The organism is Pseudoalteromonas sp. KG3 (assembly GCF_030436385.1).
Lineage (GTDB): Bacteria > Pseudomonadota > Gammaproteobacteria > Enterobacterales > Alteromonadaceae > Pseudoalteromonas > Pseudoalteromonas prydzensis.
In genome coordinates this window covers 3,546,885-3,569,959 of the sequence record NZ_CP098523.1, presented here as the reverse complement: position 1 = coordinate 3,569,959, position 23,075 = coordinate 3,546,885, and the positions used below count along the sequence as shown (strand labels likewise).

The following is a 23,075-nucleotide window of genomic DNA, read 5'->3' as shown; positions in this document are numbered from 1 at the left end:
TCTCAGGTGACTTTATTAGATCTCCGAGCTACGCTGCACAGTTTGCCATTGTGAATCGATGGCAACCGCTGCATGCGATTTACTAAGTGGTGGCTTACCTAAAATCAGATCAGCCGCTTTTTCTGCCACCATAATGGTTGGCGCATTTAAATTACCGTTTGGTACAGTGGGGAAAATTGATGAATCCACCACCCGTAGCCCTTCAATACCATGTACTTGAGTGTTTGAGTTTACTACAGCGAGCTCATCTTCACCCATTTTGCATGAACAAGATGGATGATAAGCACTCTCAACCGCTTGGCGAACAAAAGCATCAATTTGCTCATCAGTTTGAATCGCCTTACCCGGTTGAATTTCATCATCGCGGTAGTCATCAAACGCATTTTGCTCAATGATTTCACGAGTTAAGCGCACACACGCTCTAAACCCTTCAATATCATCTTGATGCTGCAAATAATTAAATTGAATATTTGGTGCAACCGTAGGATCGGCAGACGTAATCGTCACCGCACCACGGCTTTTCGGCTTGTTATGACCCACATGTACTTGGAAACCATGGCCAGCAAAGGCACTTTTACCATCATAACGAATAGCAGCCGGTAAAAAGTGGTACTGAATATCTGGCCATTCAACACCTGGTTTTGAGCGAATAAACGCACATGACTCAAAGTGATTGGTCGCCCCTAAGCCACTGCGGTTTAATAACCAACGTGCGCCAATAAGACCTTTCGAAATTAACCCAAGCTTGCCGTTTAAGGTAATTGGCTGCTTACACTTATACTGGAAATAAAACTCCAAGTGATCTTGCAGGTTTTGCCCAACCCCAGGTAAGTGGTGCTTAACCTCAATACCCGCGGCTTTAAGTATTTCGCTGTCGCCAATACCCGAAAGTTGCAGTAAATGCGGCGAGCCAATTGGACCGGCACTTAAAATAACGTCTTTACTGGCCTTCGCTTTAACAATCTTGCCATTCACTTTGTACTGCACAGCAACGGCTTTTTTGCCTTCAAGTAATACTTTTTCAGCAAGCGCACCGGTCACAACCGTTAAGTTACTGCGTGACTTAACAGGGTCTAAATATTCACGACTAGCCGAGCTGCGCACACCGTTTTTTACGGTCATATGCATCGGGCCAAAACCTTCTTGCTGCCCTGCATTGTAATCGTCAGTCGCTGCATATCCGGCTTGCTGGCCCGCTTTGATAAAGGCTTTATAAAGCGGGTTCGCCATTTCGTTACCGTTGTTCACACCTAAAGGGCCGCTATCACCACGATAGTCGTTTTTACCTAAATAGAATGATTCTGCTTTTTGAAAATACGGCAAGCACGACTGATAATCCCAACCGTTTGCACCGTGTTGTTGCCATTCGTCAAAATCTTTAGCATGGCCACGTACATAAACCATGCCATTGATAGATGATGAACCACCTAATACCTTACCGCGTGGGCAATGCATTTTACGGTTATCTAAAAACGGTTCTGCTTGGGTATGAAACTGCCATGCGTATTTATCAGTATTCATTGGAATAGACAGCGCCGTGGGCATTTTAATAAAAATGCTTTTATCACTGCCGCCCGTTTCTAACAATAAAACACGATTGTTGCTGTCTTCAGATAGACGATTAGCCAATACACACCCAGCTGAGCCTGCACCGACTATGATGTAATCATATGTTTGTGCAGTCATTAAAATGGGCTCTCTATATCAGTCATACCAACATAAATTGATTTAGTTTGGGTGTAATGATCTAAGGTTTCGATACCGTTTTCACGACCGATACCTGACTGCTTATAACCGCCTACAGGCATTTCGGCTGGTGAGTTACCATAGCTGTTGATCCAACAGATACCAGCTTGTAACTGATGAATAACACGGTGTGCGCGCTTAATGTCTTTAGTAAATACACCAGCGGCTAAGCCTAGGTGAGTATCATTAGCGCGGCGAATTGCGTCATCTTCATCCTCAAATACCAGCACGCTCATCACCGGGCCAAAAATCTCCTCTTTGACGATAGTCATATCATCGCTGCAATCAGTAAAGACCGTAGGCGCAACAAAGTAGCCATTTGGTGCAGATTCAGGACTAAGCGCTTTACCGCCTGTAAGTAAGGTGGCGCCTTCACTAATGCCTTTGTCGATGTAACCCATCACTAAATCGTGATGATTTTTTGAAATAAGCGCACCAAAGTTCACCTCAGGATCCATTGGGTCGCCAGCAATAATATTTTGTTCAGTGCGCGCTTTAAGCTCATCAATAAATTGCTGATAGACATTTTTATGTACATAAATACGTGTGCAGTTAGTGCAAATTTCGCCTTGCGTATAAAAGTTACCCAGCATTGCCGCACTCACCGCTTGTGATATATCGGCATCATCAAACACTAATAACGGCGATTTGCCACCAAGTTCCATGGTCACGTCTTTAAGTGAACCTGCGGCACTGGCCACTACTTTTTTGCCTGTGCCTACTTCACCGGTAAACGATACTTTCTCGATATCAGCGCTTTGCGTTAACCATTGGCCAACTTCAGCCGCGCCTTGAACAACATTGAACACGCCAGCAGGTACACCCGCTTCAATAAATATTTCTGCCAGTTTAATTGCGCCAAGCGGCGTCTCTTCTGAAGGCTTAAAAATAAATGCATTCCCTGCTGCAAGTGCAGGGCCTGATTTCCAACAGGCTATTTGCAATGGGTAATTCCATGCGCCAATACCTGCGCAAATACCTAGCGGCTCTTTACGGGTGTAATAAAAGTCTTCGCCAACCATTTGTTGTTGGCCTACTTGAGCCGGTGCCAGCCCTGCAAAATATTCAATTACGTCAGCGCCAGTTTGCACATCAACACATTCAGCTTCTTGCCATGGTTTACCCGTGTCGAGTACTTCTACTTTTGCCAACTCGTCATTACGAGCGCGAAGTAATTCAACGGCTTTTAATAAAATACGACTACGCTCAATGGGTGCCATTGCAGACCACGTAGCAAAACCTTGCTTAGCACTTTCAATAGCCGCGTTTTGTACAAACGCATCAGCGACTTCTACATGGTAAATTACTTCATCTGTAGCAGGATTTTTAACTGCGAAAGTTTCGCCACTTTGATTCTTTAAAAAGTGACCATTGATAAAATTTTGATAAACAGGCGTTGTCACATTAAGCTCCATACTGTTTGATAAGTGAATTTACATAGCCTTTGGCTAAGCGTTCGCAATGTTCAAATTGATTTTCGTTTGACTTACTTAGCACCGCTCTTAACCAAAGCCCATCAATCATGGCTGCACAAAGCTCAGCAGCGAGCTTGGCATCGGCATCATTCATCAATGCTTTGAATGAGCTGGTTAAGTTACTAAAAAGGCGGCGACTATTAACGTTTTGCAAACGATGCAATTGCACGTCATGCATTGACTGCGCCCAAAAACTTAACCAGGTTTTAGTGGTATCGCTTTGCAACTGTAAGCGTGCAAAGTTTGCTTCAATGATAAACATCAGCCGTTGCTCTGGCGTCGTGGTTACTGTGACACGTTCAATCAACTCACGCTTCAAGTTGGTTAATAAATAACGCACCGTTGCTTCAATCAAGCCCTGCTTACCACCAAAGTAATGACTAATAATACCTGACGACAAACCCGCTTTTTTACTAATGCTGTTAATCGTTGTGCCTTGTAAACCAAGCTCAGCAACCGACTCTATTGTGGCGTCAATTAACTGCTGACGACGAACAGGTTCCATTCCAACTTTAGGCATAATTTTTATTAATTGAACGTTCAATAAAAAACAAGGTTAGAGTAAGAGAACTGATAATTCAAGGTTGACAAACTGTGAACAAGCTAAAGTGACATCAACAAAGTGCCTCTAAGTAACTGTATTGGCTTTTATAAATTGGCTTAGAAAAAAGATTCAAAAAAATGGCTAGAGAGGAAACTAATGGCAAGCTTAGGAGGAGATCTGCAAACATTGCTGTTTAATTTTACTTTTTGTAGTGCCAAAGCTGAAGTAAAAAACATGCTACAAAATGCTACATATGTGGACTTGGTTTTCCATACAAAATAATTAACCATACGCTAACAATAAATCATTAGTAAAATTTGATTTAATAACAATAAAGAATTGGATTAAAAATTTGAGTAATAGACTCTTACTGGTTGTATTAGTTATTGTGGCAGGTATTGCCAGTACTCATGTAGCAGCGCTGGTGCGCCCTGTAGTTTCAGCTAATAAAATAGCGCAGCAGCCAATAACCCTGATCACGGGTGATGTTGCTATTTTCGATATCAGCCAAACGCAATCGATTGTCCACGCCCGATTAAGTGACCCTTCAAGTACTTTTATTTCTTACGTAAAAAACACACAAGTCTATTTAATTCCCAGCCATGCCCAAGCACTTATCGCACAAGGGATTGTCGATACTGAACTGTTCAATGTATCAAAATTAGTGTCGCTAAACCTTGATGATCGCAACAGTCAGTACCTCCCTGTTTTAGTGAAATTCTCAGTTGCAGATCAACGCTTAGAGGCAGGAGTAGACAGTCAGTTTTATCCAGCAATAAATACACAGTTTATTCGTTTAGATAAAACTAAATTAGCGCAAACCTGGCAACAGCTCAGCACTAACCGAGTAATTAAATCAATCACATTAGATAAGCAAATCCCCCACCACTAATAATTACCAACTATCAACATTAATAATAGAAAAACAAAATAAATCATCAACCTAAGGATAAATAATGAAAAGAAAACCAAAACTTTCCACTTTAACGAAAACATTGCGAAAAACGCTTTATGTTGGATTATTATCGACCATCAGCAGCCATGCCTTTGCAGATGCACCACTTGAGAGCTCAGAAAGAAACCTAAGCTTTACCTTAATCACGGGTGATAAAGTTGCAGCACGTTTAAACACCGACGGTACAATTGGCGGTATCCGTCTACTTGGTCAAGAAGGCGAAGAAGTGTTTACCAGCTTATTTAAACGTGGTGGGGAAAGCTACGTTATTCCTGCTACTGCACAAGCAAAAGTTGACTCTGGCGCCTTAGATATGGAGCTGTTCAATATTGATAAGCTTTATCAAGCAGGTTATGACGATGCAAACTCAGATTCATTACAAGTAATTGTTGAATACCGTGCAAACACGTTAGCTAAAAAGCCGTTTTCAATGGCAATGCCTGGCGCGAAAGTAAAAGCCACCTTTGAAGTTATTGACAGTGTGGTAATGACTGTTGAAAAAGATCAACTGAGTGATGTACTAAGTGGCCTCTCAAGCAATACGGCAGTTGAAGGTGTATGGCTTGATGGCATGGTTCAAGCTTATAAACGCTCTGAAGGTAAGCATAAACCAGGATCCAAAGACCGCAATAAATGGTGGAAAAAGCTGTTAGAAGAAGACGAAATCTCGCCGACAGTGCCACTGACTGGCGCTTATGGCCCTTATGCGATTGGCTACAATGGCGCAGGGGTTAAAGTAGCTGTACTTGATACCGGCTACGATACCGATCACCCTGATCTATCAAATAATGTAGTTTTATACCAAGATTTTAACAGCTATGGCTCCACAGGTATTGATGATTTTAGCGGCCACGGCACCCATACCGCATCGACTGTGGCAGGCTCAGGTGTCGAGTCAAACGGTAAATATGTTGGTATGGCGCCAGGTGCGCAGCTACTTATTGGTAAAGTATTAAGCGATACTGGCTCAGGCACTACATCTGGCATTCTAGCCGGTATGCAATGGGCTGTTGATAATGGCGCAGACATTGTCAGTATGTCACTAGGTGGCACTGTTACATCGTGTGACGGCCCAATGGTTGATATGGTGAAGCTTTAAGCGACGACGCCTTGTTTGTTATCTCAGCTGGTAATAGCTTTGTCCGCGAAACTATTGGCTCACCGGGTTGTTCACCGAGTGCATTAACTGTGGGTGCAATTGACCGCACAGGTAATACGGCTGAATTCTCAAGCCGTGGTCCTTCACCTGATGGCCATTCAGCGAAACCTGATATTACCTCACAAGGCGTAAGTGTTATTGCGGCAGCATCTGCCGGTAAGGGTGAATATGCGTATCGTGCAAATTCAGGCACTTCAATGTCTGCTCCACATGTATCCGGTGGCGCGGCATTAGTGCTACAAGCTCGCCCAAATTTAACCCCAGCACAACTCAAAGCAGTGTTAACATCATCAGTTGCCTCAACCCGCGCCCATGTTCTTGATCAAGGTGCTGGTCCTATGGATGTGAACCAAGCGATGATCCAATCGGTGATCGGCGCGCCAAATCTTGAGCTTGGCTTTTTTGATTCACAAAGTGAGTCTCAAGTACATGAAACAACGGTTACCTTAACAAACTTAAGTGATGATGATGTTACTTTTGATTTAGATATTACATTTGTGGGCGAAGATGACAAGCCACTCAATGCTTATAAATTGGCAGGGATAGGTACACATGAGATAACAGTACCCGCTAATAGCAATGCAGAAGTGCCAGTTTGGATCGACCCAACGGTTGCCCTTGATAATGCCGCATACGGTACTATCACTGGCCGTTTAGTTGGTAAAGAAGTAAGAAGCCACAATGGCAAAAAACAAGGCCATTACCAAAATGGTAAGTTCTCTGAGCTACAGAAAGTCACTGTGCCGGTATCATTCTGGATTGAACCACCTACAGTTAATTTAACAATCAATGCAACTGACCGTTTAGGCTTACCAGCAGCAAGCCCATCTAAATTTTACATCATGAGTGGCGAAGATAGCTGGGGTCAATCAGGCCAATTCATAAACGGTAGCAGCACAATTGAAGTGCCCAAAGGCCATTATAGTATTATAAGCAACATAATGACTTACGATAATCCAACGCAATTTGGGGGATTAGTTGAGTCTGCAGCAATGATGGCAAAACTTAATGTTAACTTGGATACGGATATAGCAATTAATTTTGATGCTAATCAAGCAAAACCGGTGACATTTAAAACCGATAAACCTTCACAAATGCAGGGTTTCTCATTTGGTTTTACTTATGCGTTAAGTGATGCTGAGGTATTAAAATTAGCCGCAATGGAACTTGCACCTGACTATGTTACGGGCTTTTATGCGCTTTCAGAAGGCACTGATGAACATTTCCGTAGTTTTGTCACTACCCGCGCTTATGCACCAAAACCTATATTAACCACCCAAGGTGGCCATCAACTAGAGTACGTTTTAGCAGGTGCTGCATTATCGTTTAATGGCACTGGCAGTGCAGAAGTGGTTGCTGTCGGCGATGGCGGCTATAACACAGATTGGAACAACTTTGATGTTGCTGGAAAAATTGCTCTCGTAGATGCCGATTACTATGTAACATCTAATCAAGTAGCAAAAGCGCTAGAGCATGGCGCTGTTGGCGTTATCGGTTCTGTCATTAATAGAAGTGGTCGTTACAAACCAAATATTCCAGGTCGCTTAGATATTCCTGTTGTTTCAATTACTCAAGAGGAAATGGCTGCAATCTATGCTGAGCTTGAGAATAACGAAAACTTAACTATCAGCTGGTCAGGTACTGCGCATGAGCACTCTCCTTATGTTTATAGTATTGCACACTGGACTGACGGCAGCATCGAAACAGGCCAAATAAAAATTAAAAATAAAGATTTAGCGCAAGTTGAAGCAACTTATTATACGCAAGGAAACGCGCGTATAAAGTACAGTGACACTTACACATCATTACCAAGTACAGGGGAATTTTACAGTACTGGTAGCCCACAAATGATTGCAACACCGCAAGTTAGAACTGAGTACTTTACAGCGAGTAATGTTGATAAAGCCAAGACACAATTGCCGCGTATAACTTGGACGAGCCTTGTTATGCCATCAGTAAATTATAATACCGATGGTGGTTTATTTGATGGCCCACGTGAATACACTAAAAATGCGCAACAAGTAACTAACTGGGATAAAGCACCTATGAGTGCGACCCCTTTAACGAATGGTTCACCAAGAGGCTACCGTGATACAAACCTGCTTTATATAAAGAATGCACCTTATGGCGATGCAAATGGCCATGATGGCGGTTCAGGTTATAGTTTAAGTTCATCTGTAAGCTTTAAGCTTAACGGTGAGCAGGCCCACCCTACTAATGGCTATATAGAAATGCCAGATGAAAACGCCGAAATAGAATACACAATTAATACTTATAAACGTGGTGTCGGTAATGTTCATCAAGCAAAAGAGTTATTAGCCCCTGAAATGTATGTAACCCACACATTTACTTCAAGTGCTGATTCTCAAGGTGTGCAGCCTATTTTAATGCCGCAAATCGATATTCCACTTGATCTTGAAAATACCGCGTCTGCAAACACACCGGTCCGTATTAAAATCAATGGGATGATTGAGGGTATTGGCCAAGTCAATTTAGCTGATGTGAAAGTAATGTACCGTTATGGCCGTGAGTGTCTTATGTACCGTTACAGTTCATGTCGAGTTGACGAAAACCAAAGCTACCCTTTTAATACAAATAAAGTTCTGCCGGAAGATATATCTACTGTGGCTGACGTTAAAAAAGTCAATGGCGATTGGTACGCAACTATTCCAAATAACGCTATTTCGGGTGATTTTGTGCATTTGCGCATTATTATCACTGATGAGAATAACAACAACACAGATCAATCGGTATTACGTGCTTACTTGCTAGATTAACCCGTTAATCTATACCAGTCGTGTTAAGTTATTGGTCATTTATAGCGACAGATAAATAGAGTGATAACAAGGCATAAATTTTGACATGTAGTTGCTCTACATAAGAAATTTATAACGCAGTTAGGACTTTATTTAGCACGCTAGAATGGCTAAATATTTAAGTCGATTGGTATTAATCATAAAGCAGCTGAGTTAGCTCACCTGCTTTTATTAACTCCACATATGCTTACAACCATACGTTAGATGATTAGCATTTATCAGCTATGTTGAGCGACTATCACAAACACTAAAGCTTAACCCTAATATACTCGCGATACAAAATAATTGAATAGCCTCTTGCTCGCTAAAACGTCCTTGCGTTCGCGCAACATTTAATGTGCCATAGCAGTGATCATTAAAAACAATTGGCGCATCCATACAGGTTGTTAAACCGCCTTCATGTAACATTCGACAATCTTGTTCTGTACTGGCGGATAATTGATGACAGGTAATTAAAGTTTTGGTTTTAAAGGCACGCCCCGTGAGCGTGAAATCTACAGGCAGTGGAATGGTAGAAGGGATATCCAGATTGCTTTTTACTGATACGCTACTCAACTAACCAAGTCGCACGTTCATCCGTGACTAATATTCAAAGCTTACCCATATTATTAAAAGAGCTACGCTTAAGTGCCATCACTAAGGACTGGGAAGTATCGAACAGAGCAATGGGAGCCGAGTAAAAAGCAACTAATAACAAAGCATTTAATTACTATGCTCAGCAAAACAAATTGCTAATCTATACGGTGTTGAAAATGTCAGCCTTCACGTTTTTTTAGACAATATAGTAACCAAACAACAACTTTCAATGCGCATCAGTGAGCTAAAACACAAAGCTGAACTATACAGCTTCGCTATTGCTATCGAGCATCCTGAAACCATTGCTTTTCTAAAGCACGCCATTCCAACATTACAACAAGACCTCGAACTTGTACCATTATCACAACTGGTACAACGTAAATACATACAACTCGCTGAAACTGAAAACAAACTGCACAATAACTATACATTTCCTATATTGCAGGAGCCACAAAACCGCTAGGTTTAACAGCCAAGACGGAACAATTTAATTGCGATAATACCGTTTCAACGGTATTACCCAAAACCGCTGCCGCAATCCCGCCTCTAGAATTAGTGCCTATTACAACTAAGTCAGCAGTTATATGCGATGCTAGCTTAACTAATTCTTCAGCTGGCTCACCTTGCTTGATATGAACTTTAGTTGCTAAGTATTGGTAAGAATGTTCGCCAACACTACGTTGTAAACTATTTAAAAGTACATTAATTTTACGGCTACTCTGCAAAAGTTCCGCTTCATAAAACTGTTTTTCAACTTGTACTGGGTCCTCAGCCCACAAGCCAATAAACCCCGCATTCCCTGTGTCAAATACATTCGCAATATGTAATGAGGCAAAATCAGACAAAGCCAGTGAACTGGCTAACTCCACGAGTGTGCTATTCAACTCAGTATTAATACCTTCATCATCATCAAAACTAACAGCCGCAAGAATATTTTTATAATCGGCTTGCTCATTTTCTTTCATTAACCAAACTGGGGTTGGACACATGCGTAACAGGTTTAAATCATCACTGCCTAATAGTCGATCCAGCCAACTAGCAGAGCCAGCCTCTTTAATCACTAGATCAAAATTTTTGTCTTGCACTGCACGCATAGTTTCTAAGTAAACTTTACCCATTGCTACCATTGCCGTTACCTTGCTTGGTAACTCAAGTGAAGCAACCACTTGCTCAAGCGCTACTTTATTACGCTCTAATAGTGTCTGTTCAACCTCACTTTTACTTGCCCCAATTATCTCAGGGTATGATGATAGCGACAACTTAGGTATAACACTTAATAATGTTAAATCAGCTTGATTATTTTTGGCCAACGACACTACGCGTAACAATGAACTCGAACTGTGGCTGTTGTTATTCACAACATACACTATATTTTTAAATCTTTTCATGGTTGATCCTTATAAAAGCAATAAATGCTACCAGCTCTTTTTACTACCAAAGCCTATCTATAAACCTTCAAGTAGTAATTCAACGGCTCTTTCAGAGGCATCCTGAAATGGCTCTAACACCAGATCCACCCCTAACTTTTCAAATTCAGCAGTCTCTTTTTTGCTTTGTGATACCGTTGCAAGCTTGCCAATAAATCCAGCTGAACGTGTTAATTGTATTATTGTTTTTTTTGTATCTTCGAGCGTCAGCCCTGTGTGGTGCTTTGGTATTGAAGAAAGAATCCATTTAGCATAACTTAGGGGTAAATCACTAACAAACTCCGCATCGGTCACATCACCATATGTTGCATCTAGACCCAACGCTTGCCACTCTTTAATAGCTGAGGGATTAAAGTCGACCCCAAGCACTGTTACTCCTTTGCTTTTTAATTGTAGTGCAATAGCTGTACCTAAGCGCCCTAAACCAAAAATAATCACCGAGTAGTGTTCACCTTCATGGGCAGAGGTTTGCTCTCGAAGGGTGTTTTTTCGCTCAAACACAGAAATAAAAGGTTCAAAAAATGCGTACAGTTGATGAGAGTATGTGATCATATAAGTAGAAATAGCGATGGTAATAATACCAACCAATGTGACTAAACCTAAAATATCCGCTTTTAAATGCCCTAAACTCACCCCCATAGCAATAAAAATTAATGAAAATTCACTAATTTGAGCCACAGTTAAACCAGCTAAAAAGCCTGTTCTTTTTCGGTATCCCATTGCTCCCATTATTGCTAACACTATAATAGGGTTTCCGATCAAGACAAATAATGAAAAAATAATAGCGCCACTTGTGTGTGCACCAAGTTGTGATAAATCTAACGCAGAGCCCAGAGCAATGAAGAAAAATAGCAATAAAAAATCACGTAAAGGCCCAAGCCTAGCTGCAATACTTTCTCGGTAAGGTGTTGATGCTAAAGCAACTCCTGCTAACAATCCCCCCACCTCCATACCTAAACCAATCAGCTCACCAATTGCGGCAAATAAAGCAGCTTGTGCTATTGCGTAAATAACCAATAACTCTGGCGTTTTTGCCAGTCGCTCTGTAAGCGGAGTTGCTAAATATCTAACAAAAGCAATAACAAATAATAATAAACCAATTCCCGACAAAGCGACACTAAGTATCGAGGAATCATCACCACTATCATCAGACCCCATACCAATGGTTGCAAGTGCAATCATAGCGAAAACAACCACAAGATCTTGTACAATCAAAAAGCCTAATGCAACTTGACCATGTAAAGAATCAATTTCTCGCTTATCTGATAATAACTTAACTATAATTATGGTCGACGAAAATGTCAGCGCAACAGCAATATATACACTAGTAATATGATCCAAACCGATTAAAATACCAATAAAGTAGCCAAATACAGATGTGAATGCAACTTGCCCTAAACCCGTTAAGATAGAAACACCACCAATTGATTTTATTAACTTAACGTCAAGCTTTATGCCAACTAAAAACAGCAACACGGCAATCCCTAAGTCTGATAATAATTCAATTTTGTCTTCAGAATGAACAAGATCAAATACAGATGGGCCAGAAAGTAACCCTACCGCAATAAATGCAATAATCAGTGGTTGCCTTAAAAGAATGCCAATAAATCCAACAATTGCCGCTAATACCAGCAATACCGTTATCTCAATAAAAGCAGATTGCGCAATTAACTCAGTCAAAACTATATCCTTTTATTTACCGTTATTTCTATGGTATTTTCAATAAAACAGGCATCACTATCACCACTTACTAAACACCTCATAAACATTAAACTTACTCTAACAACTCAGCCGCGTCATTATTAACATATTAGCTAACTTATCTTGCTTTATCACTAAAAGCCATTACATTAAAAACGGCACGCAGTGGCCATTATTGATCGCGCAAGCTGGCATAGGGGCATGTTGATGAAGGGATAATAATATAACGTTGATAAAGCTTCCACCTTATTCCCCAGAGTTAAACCCAATAGAGCAAGCGTGGAATAAATTCTTCTCAGTTCCTGATACGGTTAAAAGCATATGCTCTAGAGACTGGATAAAATTGACTTAATCTTTATTCAGATTGGTATAAAAATCCTTGTTAAGCGAAAGGTCTAATTAAAATCGGGTAATAAATTCGTATCCTTGATCACAAGTCAATCTGCTGATAAGAACAAATAAAAAATAACCTCCTTCCTATATTGATTATTTGTAAATAATCACACTTTGTTCTAAACCTTAAAGAAGCGCTTTGATTAGGAGCATAACATGCCAACGCCGCAGACATTTGATAAACAAACCCCCTTCGCTGCATGCATTGAATGTAATAAGGTTAGTACATTTGCAGCGTTTCATTGGCTATCATTAGCCTTTAAAGACATGATGAAAGCCCCTGTTTTGAGCTTAATTTATGGACTGGTTTTCACACTGATCCCGCTGGCTATTATATATTCTGCTGTATTTACTGGCAGCCACTTAGTGGTGTTACCCGCCACAGTTGCATTTGCGTTGATTGGCCCCGTGTTTGCCGTAGGACTTTACGATGTTGCATGGGAGCTTGAAAAAGGCTATAAGCCAACGCTTAGTCACTCACTCAAATCCATGTTCAGAAACCCAGTGGGTGAATGGGGCTTTGCCGTACTGCTTATGGTTGTTATGATTGTATGGATGCGCCTTGCGGCACTGGTTCATGCCCTATACCCAAGTTACGCAAATCCTACCTTTGAAGAGTTATCCGCATTTCTAACCGTCGGTTCAATTATTGGTGGTGTATTATTGGTTACCGTATTTGCGATTTCAGCCTTTACACCGCAAATTATGATGGAAAGACGGGTTGATATCATGACTGCGGTCGTCTCATCTATGCATGCTGTGCGAGTTAACTTTGCAGCCATGTTAGTGTGGTCTATCTGTATTTTTGTGTTAGTTGCCTTAGGTTTTGTCACCGGTGCTACCGGGTTTATTGTGATTATGCCGCTGCTAAGCTACGCCAGTTGGCACGGCTACATTGCTGTGATAAAAACCAAAAAAGCTAGAGGTTATGAGTAATCTTCAGTATATGAAAAGCTAACTATGGTTAGCTTTTCTTTGGTGATTATTTTTTACCTGTTAACATTGCGCTCATTACGCCATCTTGCTTTATTAAGCCGTGATATAACGCCGCGCTGATGTGCATAAAGATCATTGCTAAAAATAACCACGCAGTTATCCCATGTAATTCTCGAAAAAACGCAAAGTATTTAATATCCGCATCAACTAAGTTAGGTAAAGTAAAAAGCCCAAATACTTGAATTACTCGCCCATCGGCATTTTGCATCAACCAACCTGATAACGGCATGAGGATCATCGCGATATAAAGGCCCAAATGCGTTATCGATGCCGCTAACCGCTGGATTGCTGGTAACTCATTAGGTAATTCAGGTGTGACACTAAACGCTTTATTTATCAGCCTTACAACCACCAGCAACAATGCCAAAAAGCCAAATGACTTATGCAGTGCGACAGCTTCAACTTGCCAAACAGCCAAGCTTTGCACCATTGATAACCCTAAAAAGAGCATCGAAATCAAAAGTAACGCCATAGTCCAATGCAAAGTTCGACTGGTTGCTGAGTAACCTTTATTTACTGCCATTACGTGCTCCTTGTTGATTTTCTGATTTAGCATCAAGCAGTGTTTCAGTGGCTCTACGACGATAAGACTGCGCATACGCCGCACCTCTGGCACGCAAAATAGGATCCGCTGTCGCACTCATTCCTTCAGGTAAAACGAGTGGATCAAAGTTTTGAGCGTCACACTTCCCTTCATTTTGGGGGCGCCAATTAGTGATCACTAATGTGCCAGCATTAACTGTTTTACGAGTTGCGGGCCATGGTATTGTCGGATTATTTTCATCATCGCTGCTATTTGCCAAGGTAAACAGCAAATCAAATTTTACCGGTTGGTTTTTTAGCTGCTCCGCAAGCTGTTGTTGTAAGGCGTCAGCAGGAGTCTGATCAAGCTCAACTAACTCTTTGTAATCATCATCAGGAACTGCTTCAAAGCGCACGGCTTGCTTTTCGCCGTGCGCGTTGTGTAAATAAAATGCATTTATGCTGTGGTAGCGCTCTGTAGCAAAACTATTTGTCGGCACGTAACCGGCTTTCCACTCGTTAAATGCTTTGCTTTCTGCGTGTGCTTTAAAAAAGCTTTAATTTTTTCAGGATCACGTTGTTTAGTTATTGGATCAGGCGATAATGCCTGTAATTGCTGAAAAAATGCATCAGGTGTTGCAACAGCCATCACCGGTGGAGTATTCATCGCTACTCGCCATTCCTGCGACGTTGCAGGGTTAACCACAAAAGCGAAACTGCGCACCGGTGCTTTTAAATCAGGCGCCGTAGGGTTATTACCTGCAATTGAAAAGCGCCCTAGAAATTCCGTGTGGCCCTGAGCAAATATTGCTGCAGTGGAATAACTCGCTAATTCACCTGTCGACTCAAAATGGCCTGAAACACACATTCCTTTTGCATGCGCTCGGCGAAAGCCTAAATGAGGCTTATCACCTTGCTGTAAATCAACAAATCTTTGCGCAGTCACTGTATCGCCATTAAATGCGCCGGCAAAATACAAGGTTGCAGTTGCAAAACTTGCGATCGAAGCAACCAATAAAAATTTGCGTACGATTAAGGAGCCGCCATCGCTACCGTGTTTATCTTTTGTCATATTAAAACCAGCCCTTCTATCTCATCATTTATTATCAACACTCCCCAGCAAAGACCGACTAAAGGTAGAAACTATTTCAATAAATTAAAAAGAGCTCGTTTTTGGCTTATGACAGCCAATAATCAAATAAATAATTGAGCTGGCAGGTTTAGCTCTTGGCGAAGTAAACTACGTCCTTGTTTAAGCGCATTGTTAAAAGATGGTTTGTTAGCTGCATTGATATAACCAAAAAAGAACTCAAAATTTGCTTCATGTAGCTGGTAATATAAACGCTGCATCGGTGAAGCTAAACCTTGGCCTCTAAACTGTTTAGCAATAAAAATATCACTCACCAATAAACCATCAAAGCCCAATTCTTCACTTGCCTCCCCCATAACCATTCCCAAAGGCTGGCCTTTATAAAATGCCATGCTGCATAAGCCTGCTTCAATAGACTCGCTCAATTCTTCTTTATCACTGATTGGCACTATGCTTGCCATTGCTGGGTTTTCAGTTAGAAACTGGTTGTATTCTTGCTCATACCAAGGCCAATCTTTTTCAAACTCAAAGGGCTGTACAGAGATATCCGCTTTTAAGGTATTACTCACATCAAGCAATGGTGCTTGGCTACCTAATAAGGAGTCAACAGCGCGAGCCCCTGGCAATAACAATAATTGCTGTGCTTGTGGTGACGCAGGTGCTGGCCACACACAAATGTATTTCGGCCTGCACCAGCAAAATACCTTGCGAATATAACTGACAAGTTCTTTTAAAACCGATTCAGTTATTGAATGTTCACTAAATATTTCAAGCATGGTTTCGTCATCATCATTACGACAAACACTGACGCTAAATAAATTACCATTATTACCTTCAACTACTTGGGCAAATAAGCTAAGGGATCCCCAGAAATAATCATTAAGTTTCAATTACATCACTCACATCCATATTTTTCCAATCGAGTTGCACTACCACCTGTACGAAATAGGCTAGTCCTGCCAAATAATCTCGCCGTCGCAGTTTAATGGACTGTTTTTTGAAGTATCGCAGCCCAACAAATGCCCATGACACTACTCGTCTTTTTTTGGTTGAATTAGCTTGAAAAGCGCCTGTCTTTCCTGCTTTGTCTATCACTGCACCCAGCATCATTGAGAACCAATGAGCCAGTGTGGCAAGCAGCAACAGTATGTCTAATCGATAGAGTTTGTTTGTCCTGTGCAGATCTGAGCCTAAGCCGAACCTAACACTTTTTTGATCTCGAAATCCTGCTTCTATCTGCATTCTCATACCATATAATTTGAGTACTTTTTCGAGAAAGTGGTGCCTCTTTGGAAGAGAAGAAACGAGTAGCCAAGGCTCCTTATAACCACGTTTTTTATCTCTTTTTAATAACTTATGTCCCTTGCCAACCAGCACTGCATGAGTTTGATATTTTGCACTTTTGGTCAACTCGGTCGCGCCAAGATACTGGCTCTTACGTTGATTGCTCTTGAATAGTGACTGGCATGGAACAAACTCATCGCTGCCCTGCGTTTTCAAATGTGCCGTACCTCGAACACGGCTAATATAATGCCAGCCATTGTTTCGCACGGCTTTGAGCCAAGGAACTTTAAAGCCCGCATCCGTCACAATTACGGGCCGGCAGTCACCCGGCAAAATCAGTTTGAGCATCTTTAAGAACCGTTTTTGAACTTTTGGGCAATGATACTGAAAACTGAATGCACTTTCCTGATACAGGGTCAAAGAACGACCTTCACTGGCAATGCTGGCACGCAGAATACAGTATTTGGTTTGTGTATCTGCATGACTCCAATCAACCAAAATGACGGGATGCTTTTCAGTGACCACAAAACGGCTTAAGCGAACATAAACCGATGTCGACTCACGCAAAAGCTCGTGGTTATTGAGTAGTCGATCAATACGTTTAATATCATGTTTTTCAGTTGTTTTTGAATCCAAATTGCGACCAATAGATGTCAAGGTGCATTGCTGACAGTGCAAAAGAGATTTAACGGCAGCGACTAGAGTATTAAATCTGGCTTTATGAATAGAGTTAGGGGTGACAGCGCGGAGCATATTGTGCAAAATAGTAGACGCATTCATGGTGTTTAGTTCTGTTGTTTTTAAGCGATTCATAAGATCACAAAACACCATGAATGTTCCCTCACTACCCATATTTTTTAACACTATTAGTTCATTGATATATAAAGGCTAATTTTGGGGATACTTTAGGCAAATAAGTCGTCGTCAGGCACGTTGTCGCTGATATTACGTCGCTGGCGTAATTCAATAAAATCATCACTCGTGCAATCGTCATTTAATGCGAGTAAATCCTGACACTCTTTGTTGATAGCTTTTTCAGTATCTAGATTGGTTATATCTGTGAGGTTATACGTGTTAATAACCCCCGCACCTAGGCGGTGTAAACACACGTCGTCGATTTTATACAATGGATAATGGCGCATAATTTCCCTTTACAAGTCTCATATAAACCTTATATGGGGACATGGTGATTTTTTATCAAGCGGCTCATGATTCTTTAATCAAAACAGGCCCATAATTTGGGCCTGTTATATTTATTCAATCATAATAAAATTTAAAATTGATAACTTAACGATACTTTATAGTTGCGGCCAAGTTCTGCAGGGTCAGTTGCTTCAGTTGCTGGCGCTCTTAGATAGCGTTTATCCGTTAAGTTGTCGACTCCTAACCTCACAATGAAACCGTCTAAACTGCCAGTAGCTTGATATTTGGCATTAAGATTATAAACCGTGTATGTATCGGTGCCGTAACCGTATTCTAAGTAGGTATCACTTAAACGTTTTTGCTCACGGTAATGCAGCATTTGTAAGCCTAAATTAAACTGCTCTGTAAACTGGTAGTTCGTATTCCAAGTTATTTTATCAGCAGGCGCTTCTGCATAGGGCTGTTGTGTGTAGTCGATGGTTCCTAAGAAGAAGTTAGGCATGCCTTCAACATCCATATTAATCGTTGCATACCCTAAATACATATCGAGTGATTGGAAGGTATATTGCGCTTCAACTTCAATACCATGACTTAATAATTTACCAATATTTTTAGCGCTATAATCACGGTGAGTCGCAACAGGTATACCATTGGCGGGTTGTGGCCCAGGCGAACCAAGTTGTTTTTCGCCATCGGCATCAAGATAATACATAAATGGCACGTTATCGATGTAATTATTGATTTCGTTATCAAAGTAAATTGCTTTAAAGCTTAAATTATCTGCAAAAGACAGGTTTTGCCAACTCAAACCAAAGCCCATTTCAAGGTTATCTGAGTCTTCTGGTTTAAGGTCAGGCTGTGGTTCGCTGTAACAAATCTTGCCACCAATATGACAGCGCCACTCATCTTGCTTATAAAGCTCTTGCAGCGAGGGCGCTCTGAATGCTTCAGCGCTTTTTAGATATAAATTAAGATAGTCAGTTACTTTAAAAGTAAGGCCTAGTTCGCTCGATAATTCATTATCATCATTGCTATTAAACTGTTTAAAGTGGTCACTTTCACGTTCATACGCATCAAACCTTACACCCGCGGTAATTAACAAGCGCTCATCAAAAAAATGACTTTGATCAATCAAAGATAATGACCAGTTTTGTGCATCGCTATTGCCGTAGTAAGTAGATTGTTGCTGATCTTGCCACTGAGTTTGATTGAAACTTTCCACATCATATTGCAGTTCTACGGCGAGCTTATGTTTGATAACTCCATCAAAGGTCGATAAGTTGGCAAATCGAATACCTTTACGGGTACTTTGCCCTTCACTGTTACTATCGTAATTTATTTTATTGGTGCCTTGCTCAATATAGCCTTTGGTGATCTTATCGTAAGTTTTTTTAGAATAGAAAGCTTGTACATCTAAATCAACGTAATCGCTTTCTCCTTGATAGATATATTTAAGCATAGCTTCGAGATAATCATTTTTGTAATCTTCAGCCAATGTGGGGTATGCAATGGCTAAATCAAGTCGTTGACCATAAGGTTGATCAACCGATTCCGTTTTACTGTAATCCAGCTTAGTTTTAAGGCTATGATGCGGGTTAAAGTACCAGGTATTTTTTAGGGTGGCATTTTGTCGTTTTGATTTATTTAGGATTTTACTAACTTTTTGAATTTGTTCGTCTTCAGTAGCGCCTTCCTTAGCAACAACATCAATATCATCATACTCAACTTGCCCGAGTGATAAAACAGTATCGCTCACATCATTTAAATAAAACAGATCAGCATTAAAGTCATTCGCGTCTGAAACGGATTGATGTGTTACTGAAAATCGCGAACCAAGGCCTTGTTCACCCCCTAAGTAATCGCTTGCGTCTTTAGTTACTAAACGAATGCTGCCACCGATGGCGCCAGAGCCAACGGTAAGTGAATCAGCACCTCGTAGCACTTGGATTTGTTTTAATTGATCAGGGTTTATACCTAATGAGTTAATTTGCGCTATATTTTGGCTGCCATCAGAATCAATTTTTCGTTTTACATCATCAACTGAGATGTAAATACGCTCGCCATATAAACCGCGAATAGCAGGCTGCCCAGATAAAGGGGTAACACTTCCTGATAACTCAACACCGGGAAGCGTTTTAAGAATTTGATTTAAATCAGCTGCTTGTTGCCTATCTATTTGCTCGGTAGAGAGTACCGATACAGAGCTTGCAACATCTTGATTAAGCGCGGTGATTTTGTGGCCTAACACCTCTATTTGCTCTATGGCTTGTTCATCATCATAAGTATCAGCTGTTGTAGCAAGCGTAGAAAAGTTAGCAAGTGCCGCTCCAACACATAGAAAAACATATGTAAATTTCATATTATCACTCCTTAATAAAAATCATTGTCATTTAGTTTTGCGTGGCGATTTTAGAACCCACCCATTGAAATTGCAATAACTAATTACTTATGGTTATATTAAAAAAAGGATTATTAATCCGTAACGCCTTATAAAATTGACTAAATTTCACTGAATATAAAGGGATCTATGATGAATTTTTGCAAACTCTTAATTTTAATTATTACAACAGTCGGGCTATCAACTGCCAAAGCAGCACAATTTGGCGAACCCGTCGATAATACTAATCTGCTAAAAATTTCGACTATAATGACCGCACCAGATAACTATTTAGATCAACCAATCACTATTGCAGGTACAGTTGTAGGCGTATGCGCTAAACGTGGCTGCTGGATGACCATTGCCTCTGACAAACGTTTTGAAAACCTGCAAATAAAGGTTAATGATGGGGATATGGTATTTCCTATGACTGCTAAAGGTAGTAAAGCCATTGCTAGCGGAAAACTAAATAAAATCCAGCTCAACTTGAGCCGTACTAAAGCGTTGTTAGCACATAGAGCACAGCAAGCGGGTAATGAGTTTGATGAAAACTCAGTAACAAAGCCAATGGCAATTTATCAACTTGTGCCTACAGGTGTAGAAATCCTTGAGTAAAACAAGCAGAAAAATAAACTGGTATAAATTAAACCGAAGTTTGCATCGTGATATCGGCTATTTTTGTATGGGTTTAGTGATCATTTTTGCGATATCGGGGATTGCGGTTAATCACAAAGATGACTGGAATCCTAATTACCGTGTTGAGCAAGTTATAACATCTATATCCGCGCAAAACTGGTCACTTGATAACGATACAGAACTTGCTAATCAAGTACTTGCAATAAGCAAAATTGATGAAAAAGTTAAAACATCTTACTGGGCATCACCAACGCAATTTAAGCTGTTTTTTAAAAATGGCAATAACCTGTTATTAAACCTAAAAGATCAACAATTAATTTATGAAAAAATAGCTCCTCGTCATGTATTTCAAGCATTCAACCGTCTGCACTTGAACGAGACAAAGGCATCTTGGGTTATATTTTCAGATGCCTTTGCGGCTTTACTGATTTTTTTGGCTTTGAGTGGTCTGTTTATGATTAAAGGTAAACACAGCCCTTGGGGGATAAAATCACTGTGGGTGATCAGTGGTATTGCCCTACCCGCAGTTTATATCTTTATGTAAAAGCAGCAAAATAAAGTGAAGGTATAACCTTCACTTTACAACCATTAAAGTTTAAAGCTATCCCATGGGCCGGTAATTGCGAGTGTTTTTGTTGGCGTAAATACATTGACAAACAAAGTGTTACCATCCGGCGAAAAACACGCTCCTGCTAATTCTGTTTGCGCTTGTAATTTTGCAAAGTTATACACTTCACCTTTAGGCGTAACGCCACGTAAATGATTATCGACCACATCAGTGTATTGATCTTCACAGATGATTAAATGACCGTTTGGCGCCACTGTTAAGTTATCTCCAAAGTTATAAAGTGAACCATCGGTGCTTTGTACAAACAGTTGAATTTGCCCTGGAGCTGTTTGTTCTTTACTCGTTCCTTCAAATTGCGATGGCACATACTTCATGACTTGGCCAAGTTGCTTTTTACCGCCATTGGTACAACAAAAATACAGTTCATTATCGCCCCAATGAATGCCCTCACCGCGGGCAAATAATGCCGCTCCTTGCTGGTATCCACGTATACGTAAATCATCTTTCGGACTTTCAGGATTATCTAAATCAATCCACTCAACATCCATGTTCTGGTGCAATGCCATATTAGCGCCAGCCCAATTTCGGGTATCAAATTGTGGCGTAGTTTTTATCACCATTGCCTGTAGTTGGCCGCCTTTGTGTAATTTACCGTACTCATTAGGAATGAAGCGATAAAATAAGCTGTCGCCTTTATCTTCAGTCAGGTAAACAATACCTGTTTTGGGATCTATCGCGGCAGCTTCATGGTTAAAGCGTCCCATCGCTTTTAATGGTTCAGGTTTCACTAAGCCTTTAGCATTTGCAGGGATTTCAAAAATATAACCGTGATCTTGGCCAAAACCATCGGCTTTAGTTAATGTTGTTTCTTCGCATGTAAGCCAAGTACCCCATGGCGTAATACCACCAGAACAATTTCGAATAGTGCCAATGAGAGATAAGTACTCTTGCTCTTTTTTACTCGTTTTAAGATTATAAATAATATGGCTTGTGCCACCCGGTAAAGCGACGCCTTGTTCATTCGAATCATAAGCCAGCGATGTTTTATGCGTTTGCGCAGCAGCATCTGCTTTAGCTAAATCAGTCGGTTTTAGCTCATGATTTCTAACCAAGGCAACCCTATCATCATCTAGCTTAAAACATCCCATGCCATCAGCGTTATTGGGTACAAATTGACCGTCATCCATTTTCTCACCAAGCTCAGAGATCACCTTGTAACTAAACCCAGCAGGTAAATCTAAAAGCTTATTACTATCTGCAATCAACGGCCCATATGCAGGTAAATTACTGCCTAAATCAGTGACGGGGACTTTACCAAATGCACTACGAGATAACCCTACAAACGCAAGTGTGCCTGCACTAAATAAAAACTGCCTTCTGTTAATCATGTTTGCTCTATGTATAAGTACTGATAAAATTTGCCAACATCATAAATTAAAATCAGCAACAAAAATGGGGCCAACATACAAATTCATAGAAATGTCATAATCTAGAGCGTGAATTATTTACAAAGCCATGCAGCTTTTTCATATTAACAACCAGCTAGCAACCACCAGTAAAAAATAACAGACTGATTTAAATAGGTATTTAAACAATCGAATTACGGCATGGCCATTGCTCCTAAATTCGGATAATAAGTGCAATTTCTCAGATTAGATGGCCAGCTG

The 23,075-nt window shown here is 40.7% G+C and carries 21 protein-coding genes and 1 pseudogene; 8 read left to right on the top strand and 14 right to left on the bottom strand.

Annotation, left to right across the window (positions count from 1 at the left end):
• Positions 1 to 15: 15 nt before the first annotated feature.
• Genes betA through betI form a run of 3 tightly spaced genes read right to left on the bottom strand, consistent with a single transcriptional unit; the run spans position 16 to position 3,741 of the window.
• Positions 16 to 1,686 (bottom strand): choline dehydrogenase, encoded by a 1,671-nt coding sequence (betA, locus tag NDQ71_RS16745; RefSeq protein WP_301561888.1) that lies wholly within the window; start codon positions 1,684 to 1,686, stop codon positions 16 to 18.
• Complete coding sequence (gene betB, locus NDQ71_RS16740; RefSeq protein WP_283711077.1) at positions 1,686 to 3,149, bottom strand: betaine-aldehyde dehydrogenase; 1,464 nt, start codon at positions 3,147 to 3,149, stop codon at positions 1,686 to 1,688. Before betB ends, betA begins: the two co-directional genes overlap by 1 nt.
• Position 3,150: 1 nt before the next feature.
• Entirely contained in the window at positions 3,151 to 3,741 is a 591-nt protein-coding gene (gene betI / locus NDQ71_RS16735; protein ID WP_064665740.1) for a transcriptional regulator BetI, read from the bottom strand.
• A 376-nt stretch (positions 3,742 to 4,117) separates the two neighbouring features.
• Between betI and NDQ71_RS16730 the strand changes: the two genes are divergently transcribed.
• The 3 genes from NDQ71_RS16730 (at position 4,118) to NDQ71_RS16720 (ending at position 8,656) form a co-directional block, all read left to right on the top strand.
• Positions 4,118 to 4,657, top strand: a complete 540-nt coding sequence (locus NDQ71_RS16730; protein ID WP_301561887.1) for a hypothetical protein — start codon at positions 4,118 to 4,120, stop codon at positions 4,655 to 4,657.
• 64 nt (positions 4,658 to 4,721) lie between these two features.
• Complete coding sequence (locus NDQ71_RS16725; protein WP_301561886.1) at positions 4,722 to 5,819, top strand: S8 family serine peptidase; 1,098 nt, start codon at positions 4,722 to 4,724, stop codon at positions 5,817 to 5,819.
• An 11-nt stretch (positions 5,820 to 5,830) separates the two neighbouring features.
• Complete coding sequence (locus NDQ71_RS16720) at positions 5,831 to 8,656, top strand: S8 family serine peptidase (RefSeq protein WP_301561885.1); 2,826 nt, start codon at positions 5,831 to 5,833, stop codon at positions 8,654 to 8,656.
• Between the two features lie 261 nt (positions 8,657 to 8,917).
• On the opposite strand, the gene NDQ71_RS16715 is transcribed toward NDQ71_RS16720, so the two are convergent.
• Entirely contained in the window at positions 8,918 to 9,250 is a 333-nt protein-coding gene (locus tag NDQ71_RS16715) for a GAF domain-containing protein (protein ID WP_283711081.1), read from the bottom strand.
• Between the two features lie 172 nt (positions 9,251 to 9,422).
• Here NDQ71_RS16715 and NDQ71_RS16710 point away from each other — a divergent pair, with 172 nt between their 5' ends.
• The gene (locus NDQ71_RS16710; protein ID WP_301562682.1) at positions 9,423 to 9,734 is read left to right on the top strand and encodes a divergent polysaccharide deacetylase family protein; all 312 of its coding nucleotides are present in this window, start codon (positions 9,423 to 9,425) and stop codon (positions 9,732 to 9,734) included.
• Here the strand turns inward: NDQ71_RS16710 and NDQ71_RS16705 are convergent.
• Complete coding sequence (locus tag NDQ71_RS16705) at positions 9,706 to 10,659, bottom strand: universal stress protein (protein ID WP_301561884.1); 954 nt, start codon at positions 10,657 to 10,659, stop codon at positions 9,706 to 9,708. The two genes, NDQ71_RS16710 and NDQ71_RS16705, sit on opposite strands and share 29 nt — an antisense overlap.
• Positions 10,660 to 10,716: 57 nt before the next feature.
• Complete coding sequence (locus tag NDQ71_RS16700) at positions 10,717 to 12,378, bottom strand: cation:proton antiporter (protein ID WP_301561883.1); 1,662 nt, start codon at positions 12,376 to 12,378, stop codon at positions 10,717 to 10,719.
• 177 nt (positions 12,379 to 12,555) lie between these two features.
• Here NDQ71_RS16700 and NDQ71_RS16695 point away from each other — a divergent pair.
• Positions 12,556 to 12,676, top strand: a pseudogene (locus NDQ71_RS16695) (transposase); the annotation flags it as partial.
• Between the two features lie 272 nt (positions 12,677 to 12,948).
• Positions 12,949 to 13,728 carry a DUF2189 domain-containing protein gene (locus tag NDQ71_RS16690; protein WP_301561882.1) on the top strand — a complete coding sequence of 260 codons (780 nt, stop codon included), beginning with the start codon at positions 12,949 to 12,951 and terminating at the stop codon, positions 13,726 to 13,728.
• 46 nt (positions 13,729 to 13,774) lie between these two features.
• On the opposite strand, the gene NDQ71_RS16685 is transcribed toward NDQ71_RS16690, so the two are convergent.
• From NDQ71_RS16685 to NDQ71_RS16655, 7 genes are all read right to left on the bottom strand, one after another.
• Positions 13,775 to 14,311 (bottom strand): cytochrome b, encoded by a 537-nt coding sequence (locus tag NDQ71_RS16685; RefSeq protein WP_301561881.1) that lies wholly within the window; start codon positions 14,309 to 14,311, stop codon positions 13,775 to 13,777.
• Complete coding sequence (locus NDQ71_RS16680; protein WP_301561880.1) at positions 14,298 to 14,810, bottom strand: catalase; 513 nt, start codon at positions 14,808 to 14,810, stop codon at positions 14,298 to 14,300. The genes NDQ71_RS16685 and NDQ71_RS16680 overlap by 14 nt, the downstream gene beginning before the upstream one ends.
• Complete coding sequence (locus NDQ71_RS16675; RefSeq protein WP_301561879.1) at positions 14,768 to 15,382, bottom strand: catalase; 615 nt, start codon at positions 15,380 to 15,382, stop codon at positions 14,768 to 14,770. Before NDQ71_RS16675 ends, NDQ71_RS16680 begins: the two co-directional genes overlap by 43 nt.
• A 122-nt stretch (positions 15,383 to 15,504) precedes the next feature.
• A complete protein-coding gene (locus tag NDQ71_RS16670) occupies positions 15,505 to 16,290 on the bottom strand; it encodes a GNAT family N-acetyltransferase (protein WP_301561878.1) in 786 nt (261 codons plus the stop codon).
• On the bottom strand, positions 16,280 to 17,497 hold the full coding sequence (locus NDQ71_RS16665) for an IS4 family transposase (protein WP_301562640.1): 1,218 nt from the start codon (positions 17,495 to 17,497) through the stop codon (positions 16,280 to 16,282). Before NDQ71_RS16665 ends, NDQ71_RS16670 begins: the two co-directional genes overlap by 11 nt.
• A 92-nt stretch (positions 17,498 to 17,589) precedes the next feature.
• Positions 17,590 to 17,826 carry a hypothetical protein gene (locus NDQ71_RS16660; protein ID WP_301561877.1) on the bottom strand — a complete coding sequence of 79 codons (237 nt, stop codon included), beginning with the start codon at positions 17,824 to 17,826 and terminating at the stop codon, positions 17,590 to 17,592.
• A gap of 131 nt (positions 17,827 to 17,957) precedes the next feature.
• Complete coding sequence (locus NDQ71_RS16655; protein ID WP_301561876.1) at positions 17,958 to 20,186, bottom strand: TonB-dependent receptor; 2,229 nt, start codon at positions 20,184 to 20,186, stop codon at positions 17,958 to 17,960.
• 168 nt (positions 20,187 to 20,354) lie between these two features.
• Here NDQ71_RS16655 and NDQ71_RS16650 point away from each other — a divergent pair, with 168 nt between their 5' ends.
• Entirely contained in the window at positions 20,355 to 20,819 is a 465-nt protein-coding gene (locus NDQ71_RS16650) for a DUF4920 domain-containing protein (RefSeq protein WP_301561875.1), read from the top strand.
• Positions 20,812 to 21,384 (top strand): PepSY-associated TM helix domain-containing protein, encoded by a 573-nt coding sequence (locus NDQ71_RS16645; RefSeq protein WP_290210127.1) that lies wholly within the window; start codon positions 20,812 to 20,814, stop codon positions 21,382 to 21,384. The genes NDQ71_RS16650 and NDQ71_RS16645 overlap by 8 nt, the downstream gene beginning before the upstream one ends.
• Positions 21,385 to 21,428: 44 nt before the next feature.
• Here NDQ71_RS16645 and NDQ71_RS16640 read toward each other — a convergent pair whose 3' ends face one another.
• Positions 21,429 to 22,796, bottom strand: a complete 1,368-nt coding sequence (locus tag NDQ71_RS16640) for an alkaline phosphatase PhoX (RefSeq protein ID WP_301561874.1) — start codon at positions 22,794 to 22,796, stop codon at positions 21,429 to 21,431.
• Between the last annotated feature and the right edge of the window lie 279 nt (positions 22,797 to 23,075).

Excerpts from the sequence above, each read along its gene's own strand:
- betI (WP_064665740.1), bottom strand. The coding sequence starts at position 3,741 with ATGCCTAAAGTTGGAATGGAACCTGTTCGTCGTCAGCAGTTAATTGAC.
- NDQ71_RS16660 (WP_301561877.1), bottom strand. The coding sequence starts at position 17,826 with ATGCGCCATTATCCATTGTATAAAATCGACGACGTGTGTTTACACCGC.
- NDQ71_RS16650 (WP_301561875.1), top strand. The coding sequence starts at position 20,355 with ATGATGAATTTTTGCAAACTCTTAATTTTAATTATTACAACAGTCGGG.
- betA (WP_301561888.1), bottom strand. The coding sequence starts at position 1,686 with ATGACTGCACAAACATATGATTACATCATAGTCGGTGCAGGCTCAGCT.
- NDQ71_RS16685 (WP_301561881.1), bottom strand. The coding sequence starts at position 14,311 with ATGGCAGTAAATAAAGGTTACTCAGCAACCAGTCGAACTTTGCATTGG.
- NDQ71_RS16655 (WP_301561876.1), bottom strand. The coding sequence starts at position 20,186 with ATGAAATTTACATATGTTTTTCTATGTGTTGGAGCGGCACTTGCTAAC.
- NDQ71_RS16640 (WP_301561874.1), bottom strand. The coding sequence starts at position 22,796 with ATGATTAACAGAAGGCAGTTTTTATTTAGTGCAGGCACACTTGCGTTT.
- NDQ71_RS16675 (WP_301561879.1), bottom strand. The coding sequence starts at position 15,382 with ATGACAAAAGATAAACACGGTAGCGATGGCGGCTCCTTAATCGTACGC.
- NDQ71_RS16690 (WP_301561882.1), top strand. The coding sequence starts at position 12,949 with ATGCCAACGCCGCAGACATTTGATAAACAAACCCCCTTCGCTGCATGC.
- NDQ71_RS16665 (WP_301562640.1), bottom strand. The coding sequence starts at position 17,497 with ATGAATCGCTTAAAAACAACAGAACTAAACACCATGAATGCGTCTACT.
- NDQ71_RS16725 (WP_301561886.1), top strand. The coding sequence starts at position 4,722 with ATGAAAAGAAAACCAAAACTTTCCACTTTAACGAAAACATTGCGAAAA.
- NDQ71_RS16705 (WP_301561884.1), bottom strand. The coding sequence starts at position 10,659 with ATGAAAAGATTTAAAAATATAGTGTATGTTGTGAATAACAACAGCCAC.